Source organism: Pseudomonas sp. GW821-FHT02B10, assembly GCF_059421865.1.
On sequence record NZ_JBWKVU010000013.1, the window covers coordinates 112,792 to 128,268 of the forward strand.

The window sequence follows — 15,477 nt, forward strand, 5'->3', positions numbered from 1 at the left end:
AACGACCAGTTGCCGTTTTCATCGATAACGGTAGTGACGGTGCTGCCGTCCGGCAGTTCGACGACCACGGTGCTGCCAGGCTCGCCGGTACCGCTGATACCCGATTCATTGTTCTGGTCAACGGTCGGTGCCGCAGGTGGAGTCTGGTCGCTGGAACCGGTGTTCACAGCCTCGCTGGCGTTGCCCGTCGGGTCGATGACGGTGATCGAGCCTGCTTCGCCCGGTTGCAGCGGGTTTGGTACAAACGACCAGTTGCCGTTTTCATCGATAACGGTAGTGACGGTGCTGCCATCCGGCAGTTCGACGACCACGGTGCTGCCCGGCTCGCCGGTACCGCTAATGCCGTCGCCGTTGTTCTGGTCAACGGTCGGCGCCGCCGGTGGAGTCTGATCGCTGGAACCGGTGTTCACCGCTTCGCTGGTGTTGCCCGCCGGGTCGATGACGGTGATCGAACCTGCTTCACCCGGTTGCAGTGGGTTCGGCACGAACGACCAGTTGCCGTTTTCATCGATAACGGTAGTGACGGTGCTGCCGTCCGGCAGTTCGACGACCACGGTGCTGCCCGGCTCGCCGGTGCCGCTCAGGCCATCACCATTGTTCTGGTCAATAGTGGGAGCAGCAGGAGGATTCTGGTCAGCGGGAGCTGGGGATGGCTGCTGGTCATTGGTACCAGTGTTCACCCCTTCAGTGGCGTTGCCAGCCGGGTCGATGACGGTGATCGAACCTGCTTCACCCGGCTGCAGCGGGTTCGGCACGAACGACCAGTTGCCGTTTTCATCGACAGTGGTGGTCACGGTGCTGCCGTCCGGCAGTTCAACGACTACAGTGCTGCCCGGCTCGCCGGTGCCGCTCAGGCCATCGCCATTGTTCTGGTCAACGGTCGGGACCGCAGGTGGGGTCTGATCGCTGGAACCCGTGTCGACGCCAGTGCTGGTGTTGCCATCTGGATCGGTGATGGTGACCGAGCCTTCTTCACCCGGTTGCAACGGGTTCGGCACGAACGACCAATTACCGTCTCCGTCGACGATGGTGGTCACGGTACTGCCGTCTGGCAGTTCGACGGTCACGGTGCTGCCTGGCTCGCCGGTGCCACTCAGGCCATCGGCGTTGTTCTGGTCAACAGTGGGAGGTACCGGTTGCGTGGAATTGATGATTCCGGTGTCGACGCTCGCACTGGAGTTACCGGCGGCATCAGTGACGACGATCGATCCGCTAACGCCCGGAGTCAGCGGGTTCGGGGTGACATTCCACTGACCGTCTGCCCCCACGGTCGCAATGACGGTACTGCCATCGGCAAGACTGACGGTAATGGTACTGCCCGGCTCGGCCATACCGGCCAGGCCATCCTGGTTGTTCTGGGTCACTACCGGCTCGGCGGGCGCCGTGACGTCAGCCACGCCGGTGCTGGTGGAACCGCTCTGCACGCCATTCAGGCTGGCTTGCAGGGAACCCTGTTCGCCATCGGCCAGCGGATTGGGGTTGAAATGCCAGAGCCCGGTATCGTCGGCCACAGTAGTGACCACGGTACCGTCAGCCAAGGTAAGGGCAACGGTAGCCCCGGCATCGGACTTGCCGGTCAGGCCATGCATGTTGTTGAACAGCACGCTCGGTGTCGAAGGCGTGGTCAGCCCCTGATCGGCATTCGCCGCATCAGCACTGCTACCGCCACCGCCACCGCTGTTATGGTTGGCAATCGCCACCGCACCGCCCACGGCGGCCAGGCCCAGCAAGGGCGCCAGCAGGCCCATGGAATCGGCCTCGGCCACGACAAGCAGCGAATCGATCGACTCAAGCGGCACCAGGGCAACGCCGGTCCAAGGGACCGAATAATCAGCGATCAGCAGCTCGCCGGTCTTGGGATCTTCAAACACCAGATCGCTTTTCACGCCGTCGATCACATCGAAGAAGCCATCGATGGAGATGGTTTCGCCAGTCTTGAGCTTGATGACCAGACGTTCGCCTTCGCGACTGACCGACTGAATATCTTCCGCTGGCGCGGACATCTTGATGACCGCCGGCCGATTGATTGTCAGCAGATTGCTGCCAGTGACATCCAGGGGATGCCCAGTGTCTTTTGCGATGATCTTGATCGGTAACATAACCACTCCGTTAAACATTCAATTCAAGTCCTGCACAGAGCGAAACGGCTACTCAAATGGCGTTTCGTACTGTCGTACCTCCTTCCAATGCCGGCCTGCGGGAACAGCTTTTTCTCAGGGCTGCTTCACAATGGGCAGAGCCAGTGCTTGGAATTGATCAAATGGTAAGGAGCGCCCCTGGAGGGGTATTTAGGGAAAAACCTAAAACGCGCCGATCCGAGCAGAGTCGAGGCGCGATCAAGGAAGGAATCAAAATACGAGCAGCAAGAATCCAATTGGATCAATGCTGGAGACATGACCACCCAAGGTGGTCAGCAACACGAAAAATAGTCGCAAGAAGGTAAGTCAGTCGTTGAATCCAGGTCCTTTCAGACGACCTGATGCTCCTGACAGAATGCGAACAGCTCCTGGTCGGAGTGGACACATAATTTGCGCATGACCGAAGTCTTCTGAGTACTGACAGTCTTTGCACTGCGTTGCAGGCTGGTAGCGATATCCTTGAGCCGCTCACCCGCCAAAAACAGCCGCAGCACTTCTGCTTCCTTGATTGAAATACTCGCGATGCGCTCACTGACTGACGACGTAGAAGCCATCACACTGTCAGGCTCAAGAGTGAAGTTGCCCTTGTAGATGCCGCCCTTGGAGATAGTGCGCAACGCCACATTTATTTCATCGAGGTTGATGCTTTTCTGCAGCACGCCGGACACTCCGCAATCGTAAAGGCTCCCCAGGATCGAACGGTTGTTCAGCATGGTCAGCACCAGAAAACGCACCTGCGGGAAATGACGCACCAGGTAGCTGATCAGGCGCATGCCATCGCCATAGTGCTCATCGCCTGGCATGTAGAAATCAGTGATCACGATATCCGGCGAATGTTCGTTGATGGCACTCATCAACTCGCCAGACGTCTTGGCCACGCTCACCACGTCATACACGCCGTCACTCTCGATCGTTTCTTTCACCCCTGCCAATACGATGGGGTGATCATCGGCCAGCACCACTTTTATTTTATTCATGCTAAGACTGCCCTTGAAAAAGAAATGACCAAACCGCTCCCGACGCTCTCCGTAGCATTCATAACTTTTCCATCTCCTGCGTGATTTGCTCGAGGACATCCTCTACTTCACGCCGTCTTTCCTCCACCCAACCCTGTGCATCCAGTTGCGCTTCAATAGCCACGCAACGATCGAGCAGATCCTGTGCCTGAACCACCGACAACCCACCGCGTATCCGGTGCAACATGGAGCCCACTGCCTTGGCATCTTTGTCCCGCACTGCTGCGCGAGTTTTGGCAAGGTCTTCCTTGAACGTCTGAATGAATACATCACGCAATTGACTGGACACTTGCATGACACTTTTCTCTTCCGACGCCTCTTCCTCGGACAGTATTGCGCCATCCAGGTGTCCGCAGAGCTTCAACAGCACATTGTGCAGGGTTTGCAATGACATCGGCTTGACCACACAAGCGTTCATGCCTACGCCGATACAGCGTTCCTCTTCCTCGCGCAACGCGTTGGCGGTCACGCCGACAATGGGGGTGTTGCTATCGGCTCGACGTAGCGCCGTGGTCAATTCATACCCATTCATTTCCGGCATATTGACGTCAGTCAGCACGACATCGAAAGCATCATGATCCCAGAGTCGCAGCGCTTCCACGCCGTTGGATGCCAATGCCACGCTGCACCCCAGCTGCTGGAGCTGCTCCTTGATCAAGGTCTGGTTGATCGGGTTATCTTCGGCGACGAGCACATGCAAGCTGAACCGACACCAACTCTGTATCGCTTCGGCGCTTTCATTCGCAGCCAATGGCTCGCCCTGGGCCAGGGCCACAGCTCGTAGCAGGCCCTTGAGGCTGTGCAGACTGACGGTATAGCCATCGGCGGTACGCTGTGGCTTGATCAATCCCTCTTCCGAGCAACGAACCCGCTCACCACTCCATTCCAGCGCCGGCAAAAGTTCCGGGATCACATCGACAAGCACCGCGCCAGGATAGCGGTCATCGGATACCTCGCTACCGGTCACCGCCAGCGCTCCGAAATGCGACAGCCAGTTACAGACGCTGATGGCCAACTCCTTGATGGGAGCGCGTACTGCAACGGCCTCGTTCTTCAGGGTGAACCCAGGCAGGAGCGGATGTTCACCAGGCACAACCGTGAGTGGCAGGCTCAAGGTGAAACTGCTGCCCAGTCCTGTGTCACTGACGATCGCCAGGTTGCCGCCCATCAATTGCGTCAAGCGCCAGCAAATCGACAGGCCAAGCCCGGTACCACCGACGGTGTGCTGCTGGCTATGTGCCTGATAGAAGGGTTCGAACAGGCGGACCTGATGCTCGCTGGAAATGCCACAGCCGGTATCGGTGACCTGCCACTGAAACTGCCAGGCACCCTCGACCTGCTCGCTTTTGACCCGCAAGGCGATTCGTCCGACATCGGTGAACTTGATCGCATTGCTGAGCAAATTGTTGAGTATCTGCCGAATTCTGGCTGCGTCGCCTCTGACTCTTCGCGGTAGCTCGACTTCCACGCAGGCATAGAGGTGCAGACCTTTGGCACCCGCAGCAGCCGAATAGGCCTGCAGGACATCCTCGATCATTTCCAATGGACTGAACTCGACGTGTTCGATCGCCAGTTGCCCGGCTTCGATTTTCGACACGTCCAGAATATCGCTGATCACCTGCAACAGAATCGAAGAGGAACGTTGCATGGTTTGCACTTGCGAACGTTGCAGGGCATTGAGCGGCGACAGGGTCAGGAGTTCCAGGGTGCCGAGCACCCCATACAGCGGCGTGCGGATCTCATGGCTCATGGTCGCCAGAAATACGGTCTTGGCCTCGTTTGAAGCGTCCGCCGATTGCTTGGCTTGAGCCAGTGCCCGCTCCGCCAGCTTGTAAGCACTGATGTCACTGAACGCACAAAGCACCACGTCTTCGCCTTGATAGCGCGACGGCAAAAAACTGACTTCCAGCTGTCGGTCGTTGATTGTGATCGATAGATGCTTGTCCTCGACGGCTCCAGCCGATTCGGCTACGGAAGGCCAGCCGCGGCTAAGCTGACTGATGGTTTGTGTGTCTCCCAGCCATTGCAGCGCCAGCTCGTTTTCCATCACCACCTTGCGATCTTTGCGCGCCAGCACGCACAACGCCACTGGGGCGTTCTGAATGATCGCGCGGCTGAACGAGTCACTCTCTACAACCCGGTCATGAGCCCGGCGAGCCGGTACGACCACTCTCATGGCATACCAGCGCAACAAGAAATAACCCACGACAACAAACGCCAGACACACAGCCAGCAACACCAGTAACTGCCACTTGGCATATTGAAAAAAGCTTCGGTAATCAAGGTGATAGTAACCGCGCCAGCCGTCTTTGCTGGTGGTCTTGACCAGGAACCCGGCACTGGTCAATTGCAACCCTTCTTGAGCATCGTCGAAGCTGGGTATCTTGCCCGTCAGCAACAACCCATCGGGGGTTATGAGTTCCATGGCATCGAATACCGTCCAATCGCTGAGACGAGAAGAGTCGGTAATTGAACGCAGATCCAGCAACGAGGCGATGACCAGTTGACGCTTCGATTGATCGTGGACCAACAGGTTTTGTGGCGTGTCGGTGTACATGTAGGTAATGAACTTGATAGACGACCCATCACCCTGGACATGATTGGCCGGCGCCCACATCACGGCATTATCCGATTGTGCCGGGCGGAACTTCAAAATTTGCTTTTTCAGGTTTTCACTCAGCTCCAGGTAGTCGTTCTTACCGACCTGTCCATTTTCCCTTGAGGCAGTGGCTGCCGGAACACCAATGCTGATTGAGCTATCAAGATCCAGCAGTAGCGTTTGCGGCGCAGCATAAGAAGAAATGCTCCAGTACGAGCCGTACAAGTTGGAAATCAGCACCCCAAACTTCCCAATACCGGCAACTTGATCTTCACCCTGCGAAGCCATCTCAGTGGGCACAGCCAGAGTGAACGGCATGGAAAAGGAGAATTCGCGTCCTTCGTAGATCCAGGAGTCGCGTGCTTCCTTGAGCAAGCGATGCTGAAACGGAATGACTGCCTGATCCCGTTTTTGTGTCACCTCATCGCTATGCCGGGCAACACGCAGCAAGAATTCTTCCTGCTCATGGATGTTGCCCATCAAGCGCGAGAAGTGAAATTCTATCTTGTACAACTGTTCCTGAACCAGGCGCTCGGCAGCCCAGTAGGTCATGGCGAACAACAGAATTGCCAGCGAAACCGCTACGATCAGTAGCATGTTCAACCGCAAGGAAGTACGGGCAAAATTTTTAATTAGATTATCGTTTCCCATAAATCATCCGGCTGATCCAACCCAGTGAGAAGCCTAGAGGGTCGACTGTTTCATCATCGACCCTCCTGTTGTAGCAAAGCCGAAAACGACTCTTTCGATACGGCTTTGGAAATCAAGAACCCCTGTACCGCGTCACACTCGAACTGGCGCAATAACGCCAGCTGCGCGTGATTCTCAACACCCTCTGCAACGACTTCAAGTCCCAAATGCTGCCCCAGTGCAATAATACTTTTGAGCGCCGCGGCGGTACTTTCTTCATGCTCGCAATTGGCTATTAGCGCACGGTCGATTTTCAACTCGGTAAAGGGCGTTTTCACCAGGTTGTAAAACGAACTGAACCCTTGTCCGAAGTCATCCTGGGCCAATCCGAAACCTTTCATCCGCAACCGGCATACCCCGGCGATGTAGTGGCTGAGCAACTCGGTCATGCTGCATTCGGTCAGTTCGAAACACAGCCTGGACGGCATGCCGTTCAAGCGTAGAACACATTCATGAAGCCGATCGGGCAAGGTCGGGTCATTCAACAAGTGAGTCGGCAGGTTGATCGAAACCGGAACTCGAAAACCACTGTTCTGCCAGCTGAACTGGGCCTTCACAGTTTGTTCGATCATGCAGAACAACAATGCCTCTTCCAGCCCGGCATCAACCATCTGCGATAGAAACTGCCCAGGCAACAAAGTCCCCAAAGCCGGGTGTTCCCAACGCACCAACGCCTCGGCCGAGGCGATCCTGCCGCTTCTCAACGCCTTCTTCGGTTGGAACCACGCTTTGAACTGCCCCTGTTCCAAGGCCTCCTGCAACTGCTGTCGGTTGAAAACCAACACCGGAGCCGGCGCGCTCTCGGGAACCGCCCGGGGAGCCGCACACTTGTCAATCAGGCTCCTGATCGAGGCCGGCATGGCAGGTTTGGAAATCGTATCGATCACTTCGATTCCCAGCATTTCAGCCACGGTACAGGCGCTCCCCAGCATGCGTCGCGAGGACGAGCTCATCAGCGCCAGGCGGGGCGGCTTCTTCGACAACGACAGCTGCTGGATGAACTGCACGCCATCGAGCTCCGGCATCATCAGATCACTGAGCACCAGATCGAAGTCTCGCTTGTCCAGCCATTGCAGGGCTTCCTGTCCGTCAGCGGCAATCTCGATACGATGCACGCCCTCGGCCTTGAACAGCGATTTCAGATATTCGCGTTGAAAATGGTGATCTTCGACGATCAATACACTCATGGCGCACATACGATTTTCTCCGGCTTTAAGGCGTTCAAGCTGTTGAACAGGGACAGAAGATCCACGGGCTTCGTCAAACACAGGTTCATGCCCGAATCAAGACAACGCGCAGCTTCTTCGGGGTCAGTGTTGGCCGTTGCTCCCACGATCGGCACGGCGCAACCGATACGGCGCATGTGTCGCGCCAATTGGTGGCCATCCATGCCAGGCATGTTGATGTCGGTCAGCACCAGATCGAAGGTGCCGCATGCCCATTGCATCAGCGCTTCGCGTCCGTCGCTGGCCAGAGTCACCTCACAGCCCAGCACTTCGAGTTGTTCCTTGAGCACCAACTGATTGATGGGGTTGTCTTCGATCACTAACACTCGTTGCAACAATTGACGAAAGGGTTCGGTGCTGGTCTCGGCACGCGCCTGGCTGCTGCCTTGAGCCAGGCTGACCGCCTGGCCGATAGCGTGAATATTGTTGAGGTTGACCTCCCAGGCGCTGTCCGTCAGTACTGGCTGCCCTGGCGCCCCAAGGTAAGCCCGTACCCGCGAACTGCTGGGTAATAGCAGTGAGTTGGCAGCGCCGTTCTCGACGGTCAGTTCCACCAACGTCGCCCTAGGCGGCAGTTGCAATTCGGTGCTGTTGAGGATCTGAGCGGACGCCCCCCAACGGTTCAGCCAGCCGCACACGTTTTCTGCCGCTTCCTGGAGAGGAGAGCTGACGAAAACCGGTAACGATGCCAGGCGAATGCCCTGCTCGCTCATGCTCTCCGGGCGACCCAGCTCCAGCGGTAACGACAAGGTGAAACTGCTACCCAACCCGTAGGCACTGACCAGACGGATATCGCCATTCATCAACTCGGCCAGACGCTGACAAATAGACAAGCCCAGCCCGGTACCACCGGCTCGGCTCTGACGGTCTCCGGCCTGATAAAACGGCTCGAACAGACGACTTTGCTCTTCCATGCGAATGCCGCAGCCGGTGTCGGTCACTTGCCAAAGCAGGTTCAACCGTTCGCAATCGCGACTTTCGATCCTGACGCGCAACACCACTCGACCGGAGTCAGTGAACTTCAAGGCATTGCCCAGCAGATTGCTGAGAATCTGCCGAATCCGCGCCGCATCTCCGCGCATCATCATCGGTAGTTTCGGGTCGCAGAACGCTTGTAGGATCAATCCCTTGCGTTGTGCTGCCGCGGAAAACATCTGAATCAACTCCTGCACCAATTCGCAGGGGTTGAAATCATCGGGCTCAAGCACCAACTGGCCAGCTTCGATCTTGGAGACATCCAATACATCGTTGATCAAATGTCCCAAGGTCGATGCTGAGCGCTGCATGGCATCCAGATAATTCGCCTGCTGTGGTTCGAGCTTCGTCAAGCCAAGCAACTCCAGCGTGCCGAGCAACCCATAAAGAGGCGTGCGGATTTCGTGACTGATGGTCGCGAGAAAGACGCTTTTAGCCTCGTTGGTCGCATCGGAATGCTGCTTGGCCCGAGCCAAGGCCAGCTCCATTTGTTTGCGCGCGCTGATATCGCTGAAGGCACAGAGCAGCACGTCCTCCCCCTTGTAGCGGGTAGGCACCGAGCTCAGGTGCAAATGATGACCACTGGCAGCCTCCAACTCCTCGCAGACAGGTGAATTGTTGTCGAACGCGCGTCGTATCCAGTCCTGCTCCAGAGCAATGCGCTGTGCGTCTCCACCTAACCACTGCACGCACAGACGATTTTCCAGCACCACCTGGCCATCAAGACGCCGTAACACACACAGGGCTACCGGAGCCGTGTCGATGACCGTACGACTGAACTCTTCACTTTCGATCAAGGCTTCCAAACGATGCAGAGCCGGGTTGACCAACCGCCGATTAATCCGCAGCACCAGACGCTGAACGCCTATGGCCATCAGGCCGAACACCAGCAGGGCCAGCACGGAGTCCCGCCACAGCGGCGTCAGCAGCGCCTTGAACGGTACGTAGTAGATCAACATCCACCTTGAACCGCCGATGCTTTTGCTCAGGGACAGATAACCGAGGTTCAGGCCGCGGCCAGTAAAGCCGAAGTCGTCCTTGGACCAGACCCTGGAAAAATAGGTGCTCAGGTCTTTGTCCGGCTCGCTGCCCAACACTTGCTGGCGCGCCCTGTTCAACAACAGATAACCATCCGAACCTTGGCCAAGCAGCCCCGCCGCCAGCTCTTTGCCAACAATTTCCAAGCCCAGCCAACCAGCATCCTGACCATTGGAAATGCGCCGAAAGATGTAGATTCGCGTGAGCGGATCACCAGGATCGTTCAACCAGATGAACTGCTGATTACTTGCCATGGTCGTCGCAGCCAGCGCATTGAGCACGCTGCTCGGCAGGACGTAATGGTCGAAGCTGCGATCGTAGATGCGGCTGATGGTGTGCTCTGCATTGTTGGACACATACACGAGGCCGAGCTGAAACTCTTCCAACTCGCGAATATCGCGCCCGGAAAGAGTCAGGCTCCAAGGCGAATCGTAGTTGCCCAGCAGGATTCTCTTGCGTTGGTCCTGACCCAAAGGAACTTTCAGTGCTTCGGGTGCAGACACCACATCCGGTGAATTCAAATGAACCGAGCGGCTGAAATGCAGCAACAAGGCCTCGCGCTGAAACAGCGACTCTTGAACGCTGTAAACCTCGTCATTCATCACTCGGCGGTGCTTGGAGATTTCGTTATTTAAACTGGACACCCAATAGAAGCAGAGACCGCAGAACAGGCACAACAGGAGTAACCAGGCCAAAAGCAGAAGGAGCTTGCCAACCGCCTTGGGCGAGGAAAAGTTTTTGTCCAGTGGTTGAAGAAACTGTTTGTATTTCATGCATCCAAGGTTAGGGATGCAGCCAAACAGAACCTATCGGAAAATCCCTAAAGCCACCTTTGTGCGTTCAGACCAGCCCATGATGCAATTAATAAGAACATTGACCTTCATCACCTGCCCGATAGGCGGATATCCATCCAGGCAGCAGAGGGTTCGACAGCCCTTCGCGTTGTACCTGTGTAGCTTTTCCCCCCTTTCCAGTTCACCTGAGCGCTGCGACGCGAGCTTCAGCGCACTCCTCACTCGCCTGCGAATCAACTCGCACCGGCCTGGAACTTCTTGCGGTACGCCGCCGGCAGCAGGCCGACCCGTTGCTGGAACAGCCGGCGAAACGAGTTGCTGTCTTCGTAGCCCACTTTGTAGGTGATGCTGTCCAGGGTCATGCGCGTGGATTCCAGCAGCTCCTTGGCCTTTTCCAGGCGCAGGGTCTGCAGATAGGCCAGCGGTGTGTAGCCGGTGGCGTCCTTGAAGCGGCGCTTGAAGTTCCGCACGCCAAAGCCGAAGCGCCGGGCCGTATCGTCGATCAGCAGTGGCTGGTCGAAGTGTTCCTCCAGCCAGTCCTGCACCCGCAGGATCTCGCCATCGCCATGGCTCTTGGGCAGCGACCACATGACATAGACCGACTGCTCGCTGCGCACCTTGTCGATCAGCAGGTACTTGCCGCACTTCTGCGCCAGCTCCAGGGACGCGAAACGCCGCACCAAATGCAGCAGCAGGTCCATGGCCGCGCTCGCGCCGCCGCTGGTGATCAGGCGATCGTCCTCGCAGAGGAGTTGCCCCTCGTCCAGCTCGACCCCGGCATAACGCCGCCGGAACAGCTCGGCGAAGGCCCAGTGGGTAGTGGCGCGGGCGCCCTTCAATAGGCCGGCTTCGGCCAGCAGGAAGGTGGCGGTGCACATCGAGGCCAGCACCGCGCCCCGGGAGTGCTGTTGCCGCAACCAGGGCCCATGCCTGGCAAATGCCGGCAAGGCTTCCTTCAGGGTGAAGAGAAAACCGGGGATCAGCACCAGATCGGTCTGGGCGATCTCGGCCACCGAGCGCTGCACCCGCAGCGCTTGCCCGCCCCAGGCGCTGACATCGGCGCCATCCAGCGAGGCGACCACCACCTCGAACGGCGCGCTGGCGCTGTCGGCGAACAGGTTGGCGGCGCTCAGCACTTCCAGGGCCAGGGTGGCGCTGGCGGCGGAACAGTGATCGGCCAGGAGCAAGGTGACGTGCATAGTGGATTCCGTTGCGCTTTTCGCATGAAAAATGTCATTTGCGCACCTAGCTTAGCCGATCCCCCTTGCCTAAAGTGCGGCCATCCTTTCAATCATCGGTGTACTCATGAATCTCTGGTTCCGCATGCTGCTCATGCTGTTTCGTCGTCCGTGGCGCAAGCCGGTCGAAGGCCTGGCCACCACCGTGGTGCGCATGCGCGTCTGGCCGCTCGACCTCGACCTCAACCGCCACGTCACCAATGGCCGCTACTTCACCCTGGCCGACCTCGGGCGCATGGACTTCGTCCTGCGCAGCGGCGCCTATCGCGTGGCCCTGCGCCACAGGGCCGTGCCGATCGTTGGCGATGTGTGGGGCAAGTTCCGCCGTGAACTGAAGCTGTTCGAAGCCTTCGAGATCCACAGCCGGATCCTCGGCTGGGACGAGAAATGGAGCTTTATGGAACACCGCTTCGTGAGCAAAGGCCGGGTGATCGGCGTGGTGGTGATGCGCGGACTGTTCCGCTCGGCCAAAGGCACGATTGCTCCCGGAGAGTTCGTCCACGAACTGGGCGTGGACCAATCACCCAAGTTGCCGCAGTGGCTGCAAGACTGGTCGCAAAGCTGCGACGACATGAGCGTTCAGTTGCGCGCCGAGGAAGATCCAGCGCGTTAAGGCGGTTCGCTGAAACAACAACGCCATTGCCGATCCAGGTCGACAATGGCGTTGTTGCGCGACAGCCAGCGCTTGAGCGAGCGCGACGCCGTGATGGCGCCGCGCCCGCCCGTCACTCAGTGCGGGGCGCGGGGGATGGTCTTGAGCAGGTCTTCGGGGCTGATGTGGCCGACCACGCTGCCCGGTTGCGGCATGTTGAGGATATGGCCTTTCATCTTGCCGATGATGTGCATCTCGCACGGCTTGCAGTCGAACTTCAGGGTCAGCACTTCGTCACCGTGAATCAGCTGCATCGGCGCCACCTTGGTGCGCACGCCGGTGACGCCCTTGGCCTGTTTCGGGCACAGGTTGAAGGAGAAACGCAGGCAGTGCTTGGTGATCATCACCGGCACTTCGCCGGCCTCTTCGTGGGCCTCGTAGGCCGCATCGATCAGCTTCACCCCATGGCGATGGTAGAAGTCGCGGGCCTTCTGGTTGTACACGTTGGCCAGGAACGACAGGTGCGACTCCGGGTACACCGGTGGCGGCGTGGTCTCGGCCTTGCGGCTGCCACGCGGGTGAGCGGCAACCCGCGCGGCGGTCAAGGCTTCGATCACTTCGCGGCGCAAGGCCTTAAGCTGCGAGTTGGGGATGAAGTAAGCCTGCGGCGCATCGAGCTTGATGTCGATGGCGTGGTACTGCGTGGTGCCGAGCTGGCCGAGCAGGTCGCGCAGTTGTTCCAGCGCCTGCTCCGGCTTGTTGGCGACGCCGAACGGGCCGTCCAGGGTCACGCTGGCGCTGATCCCCTCTTCACTCGTCGCGGTCACTTCCAGCTGTTCTTCGCGCAGGCGCGCGACCCAGCTCAGGGCCACGCGACGCTCGGACGAAGTCTTCTGCAGGGCCTGCTGCCAGTTGTGATCGAGGTTGCGGTTCAGCGGGTGGTTCGGCCGCAGCTTGTACAGGCCTTCCGGCATCTCGTTGGGCTCGACGCGATAGCGATAGCGCTTTTCGCCGTCCTCTTCGAACTCGCCCTTGGGCTCGGCGATGTTGGCGCGGAAACCCACCACTTCGCGCTTGACCAGCACATTGAGGCCGTCGCCATTGGACAACGGCTCATGGGTCACCACGTGCAGGTCGCGCTTGGCGACTTTCTCGACCACACCCACCGGCAGACCGGTAAAGGTCGGCGAGTCGAAAGCGCCGATGTCGATCTTGCGATCGGTGACGAAATAATCGGTGCTGCCGCGGTGGAAAGTCTTTTCCGGGTCGGGCAGGAAGAAGTGCGCGGTGCGGCCGCTGGAAGCGCGGGCCAGGTCGATACGGTCTTCGAGCACGTCGTCCAGGCGCTGGCGGTAATAGGCAGTGATGTTCTTCACATAACCCATGTCCTTGTAGCGCCCTTCGATCTTGAACGAACGCACGCCGGCTTCCACCAGGGCGCGGATGTTGGCGCTCTGGTTGTTGTCCTTCATCGACAGCAGGTGCTTCTCGTAGGCGATCACACCGCCCTTTTCATCCTTGAGGGTGTACGGCAGGCGGCAGGCCTGGGAGCAGTCGCCACGGTTGGCGCTGCGGCCGGTCTGCGCATGGGAGATGTTGCACTGGCCGGAGAAGGCCACGCACAGCGCGCCATGGATGAAGAACTCGATCGCCGCGTCGGTCTCGTCGGCGATGGCGCGGATTTCCTGCAGGTTCAGCTCGCGGGCCAGGACCAGTTGCGAGAAGCCGGCCTGGTCGAGGAACTTGGCCCGGGCCAGGGTGCGGATATCGGTCTGGGTGCTGGCGTGCAGCTCGATCGGCGGAATGTCCAGCTCCATCACGCCCAGGTCCTGGACGATCAACGCATCGACGCCCGCGTCGTACAGCTGGTGGATCAGCTTGCGCGCCGGCTCCAGCTCGTTGTCGTGGAGGATGGTGTTGATGGTGGTGAAGATCCGCGCGTGGTAACGGCGGGCGAACTCCACCAGCTCGGCGATTTCACTCACTTCGTTGCAGGCGTTGTGGCGCGCGCCGAAGCTCGGGCCGCCGATGTACACGGCGTCGGCGCCATGCAGGATGGCCTCGCGGGCGATGGCGACATCGCGGGCAGGGCTGAGCAATTCCAGGTGATGCTTGGGCAAGGACATATTTTTTTAGTCAGGCTTGTCACAGTCGAGGCGCGCATTGTAGCGGCGAAACGCCTGACCGGCACCCGTGTACTGCCCGGTGGCGCCCACTCGCCGAGCGGCACCACCGGATAACGCCGCAAACTCAGCCCTTGGCCGCCATCGCGGTGACTTCCACGCGCATGCCTTCGACCGCCAGGGACGCCACGCCAACGGCGGCGCGCACCGGCCAGGGCTTGGCGAAGAAGCGCTGGTAGACCGCATTGAACGCGGCGCGCTCGGCCATGTCGGTGAGGTAGATGGTCAGGTGCAGGACCCGGTCCATGGAACTGCCGGCCTTTTCCAGGGCCACCTTGAGCGCCTGCAGGGTGCACTCGCTCTGCGCAGTGATGTCGCCCAGTTCCAGGCTGCCGTCGGCGCGGGTGGGGATCTGGGTGGAGACCAGGATGCCGGCGAAACCGGCAACGTCGGAGGAGATGGAATCCGCGTCGGGATCGGGAATGAAATCGATATCGTGGTTGGCCATGGGGCTCTCTTGTTCGAGGGGATAAAGGGCGCCAGTTTACAGCCCCGGCGCCGGGTCGTGCGCGAATCGGCGGGAAAACCCGGCCCTGCTGCCACCGGTACATCAAATACGGAGGAAGAACCCCATGAAGATCGTGATCACCAGCGTGGTCGTCGACGACCAGGCCAAGGCCCTGGCCTTCTACCGGGACGTGCTGGGTTTTCAGCTCAAGCACGACATCGCCATGGGCGAGCATCGCTGGCTGACGCTGACCTCCCCCGGCGATCCCGACGGCGTCGAATTGCTGCTGGAGCCCGACGCTCACCCGGCCGCCAAGCCATTCACCTCGGCACTGAAACGCGATGGCATCCCCTTCACTTTCTTCGGGGTCGAGGATGTACACGCCGAATATGCCCGGCTGAGCACCTTGGGCGTGCAGTTCACCCGAGCGCCGACAGTTGCCGGCCCGGTGACCCTCGCGGTCTTCGACGATACGTGCGGCAACCTGATCCAGATCGTGCAGCAGAACTGAACAGCCCCGGCGCGGCGAGCTGAAAACAA

The 15,477-nt window shown here is 59.0% G+C and carries 10 protein-coding genes; 2 read left to right on the top strand and 8 right to left on the bottom strand.

Going from position 1 to position 15,477, the window contains the following annotated elements:
* The 6 genes from AC07VU_RS24475 to AC07VU_RS24500 form a co-directional block, all read right to left on the bottom strand.
* Positions 1-2,099 (bottom strand): Ig-like domain-containing protein (locus AC07VU_RS24475; protein ID WP_495030635.1); only part of this gene is annotated, 2,099 nt, incomplete at its 3' end.
* A 368-nt stretch (positions 2,100-2,467) separates the two neighbouring features.
* Entirely contained in the window at positions 2,468-3,115 is a 648-nt protein-coding gene (locus AC07VU_RS24480; RefSeq protein ID WP_053260594.1) for a response regulator, read from the bottom strand.
* Positions 3,116-3,173: 58 nt separating this feature from the next.
* Entirely contained in the window at positions 3,174-6,404 is a 3,231-nt protein-coding gene (locus AC07VU_RS24485) for a hybrid sensor histidine kinase/response regulator (RefSeq protein WP_053260593.1), read from the bottom strand.
* Positions 6,405-6,457: 53 nt separating this feature from the next.
* Complete coding sequence (pvrR, locus tag AC07VU_RS24490) at positions 6,458-7,639, bottom strand: response regulator cyclic di-GMP phosphodiesterase PvrR (RefSeq protein WP_053260592.1); 1,182 nt, start codon at positions 7,637-7,639, stop codon at positions 6,458-6,460.
* Complete coding sequence (locus AC07VU_RS24495) at positions 7,627-10,455, bottom strand: ATP-binding protein (protein WP_053260591.1); 2,829 nt, start codon at positions 10,453-10,455, stop codon at positions 7,627-7,629. Before AC07VU_RS24495 ends, pvrR begins: the two co-directional genes overlap by 13 nt.
* Before the next feature lie 254 nt (positions 10,456-10,709).
* The gene (locus AC07VU_RS24500; RefSeq protein WP_495030636.1) at positions 10,710-11,675 is read right to left on the bottom strand and encodes a GlxA family transcriptional regulator; all 966 of its coding nucleotides are present in this window, start codon (positions 11,673-11,675) and stop codon (positions 10,710-10,712) included.
* 106 nt (positions 11,676-11,781) lie between these two features.
* On the opposite strand from AC07VU_RS24500, the gene AC07VU_RS24505 reads away from it, so the two are divergent.
* On the top strand, positions 11,782-12,327 hold the full coding sequence (locus AC07VU_RS24505; protein WP_277588427.1) for a thioesterase family protein: 546 nt from the start codon (positions 11,782-11,784) through the stop codon (positions 12,325-12,327).
* Between the two features lie 116 nt (positions 12,328-12,443).
* On the opposite strand, the gene AC07VU_RS24510 is transcribed toward AC07VU_RS24505, so the two are convergent.
* Positions 12,444-14,432, bottom strand: coding sequence for a peptidase U32 family protein (locus AC07VU_RS24510; protein WP_101337498.1), 1,989 nt, complete (start codon positions 14,430-14,432; stop codon positions 12,444-12,446).
* Between the two features lie 124 nt (positions 14,433-14,556).
* Complete coding sequence (locus AC07VU_RS24515; protein WP_053260587.1) at positions 14,557-14,937, bottom strand: RidA family protein; 381 nt, start codon at positions 14,935-14,937, stop codon at positions 14,557-14,559.
* A gap of 124 nt (positions 14,938-15,061) precedes the next feature.
* On the opposite strand from AC07VU_RS24515, the gene AC07VU_RS24520 reads away from it, so the two are divergent.
* A complete protein-coding gene (locus AC07VU_RS24520) occupies positions 15,062-15,448 on the top strand; it encodes a VOC family protein (protein ID WP_274306387.1) in 387 nt (128 codons plus the stop codon).
* The last annotated feature ends 29 nt before the right edge of the window (positions 15,449-15,477 follow it).

What these genes read in the sequence shown, in the direction of transcription:
- AC07VU_RS24480 (WP_053260594.1), bottom strand. Translation starts at nt 3,115, where the DNA reads ATGAATAAAATAAAAGTGGTGCTGGCCGATGATCACCCCATCGTATTG.
- AC07VU_RS24485 (WP_053260593.1), bottom strand. Translation starts at nt 6,404, where the DNA reads ATGGGAAACGATAATCTAATTAAAAATTTTGCCCGTACTTCCTTGCGG.
- pvrR (WP_053260592.1), bottom strand. Translation starts at nt 7,639, where the DNA reads ATGTGCGCCATGAGTGTATTGATCGTCGAAGATCACCATTTTCAACGC.
- AC07VU_RS24495 (WP_053260591.1), bottom strand. Translation starts at nt 10,455, where the DNA reads ATGAAATACAAACAGTTTCTTCAACCACTGGACAAAAACTTTTCCTCG.
- AC07VU_RS24500 (WP_495030636.1), bottom strand. Translation starts at nt 11,675, where the DNA reads ATGCACGTCACCTTGCTCCTGGCCGATCACTGTTCCGCCGCCAGCGCC.
- AC07VU_RS24505 (WP_277588427.1), top strand. Translation starts at nt 11,782, where the DNA reads ATGAATCTCTGGTTCCGCATGCTGCTCATGCTGTTTCGTCGTCCGTGG.
- AC07VU_RS24510 (WP_101337498.1), bottom strand. Translation starts at nt 14,432, where the DNA reads ATGTCCTTGCCCAAGCATCACCTGGAATTGCTCAGCCCTGCCCGCGAT.
- AC07VU_RS24515 (WP_053260587.1), bottom strand. Translation starts at nt 14,937, where the DNA reads ATGGCCAACCACGATATCGATTTCATTCCCGATCCCGACGCGGATTCC.
- AC07VU_RS24520 (WP_274306387.1), top strand. Translation starts at nt 15,062, where the DNA reads ATGAAGATCGTGATCACCAGCGTGGTCGTCGACGACCAGGCCAAGGCC.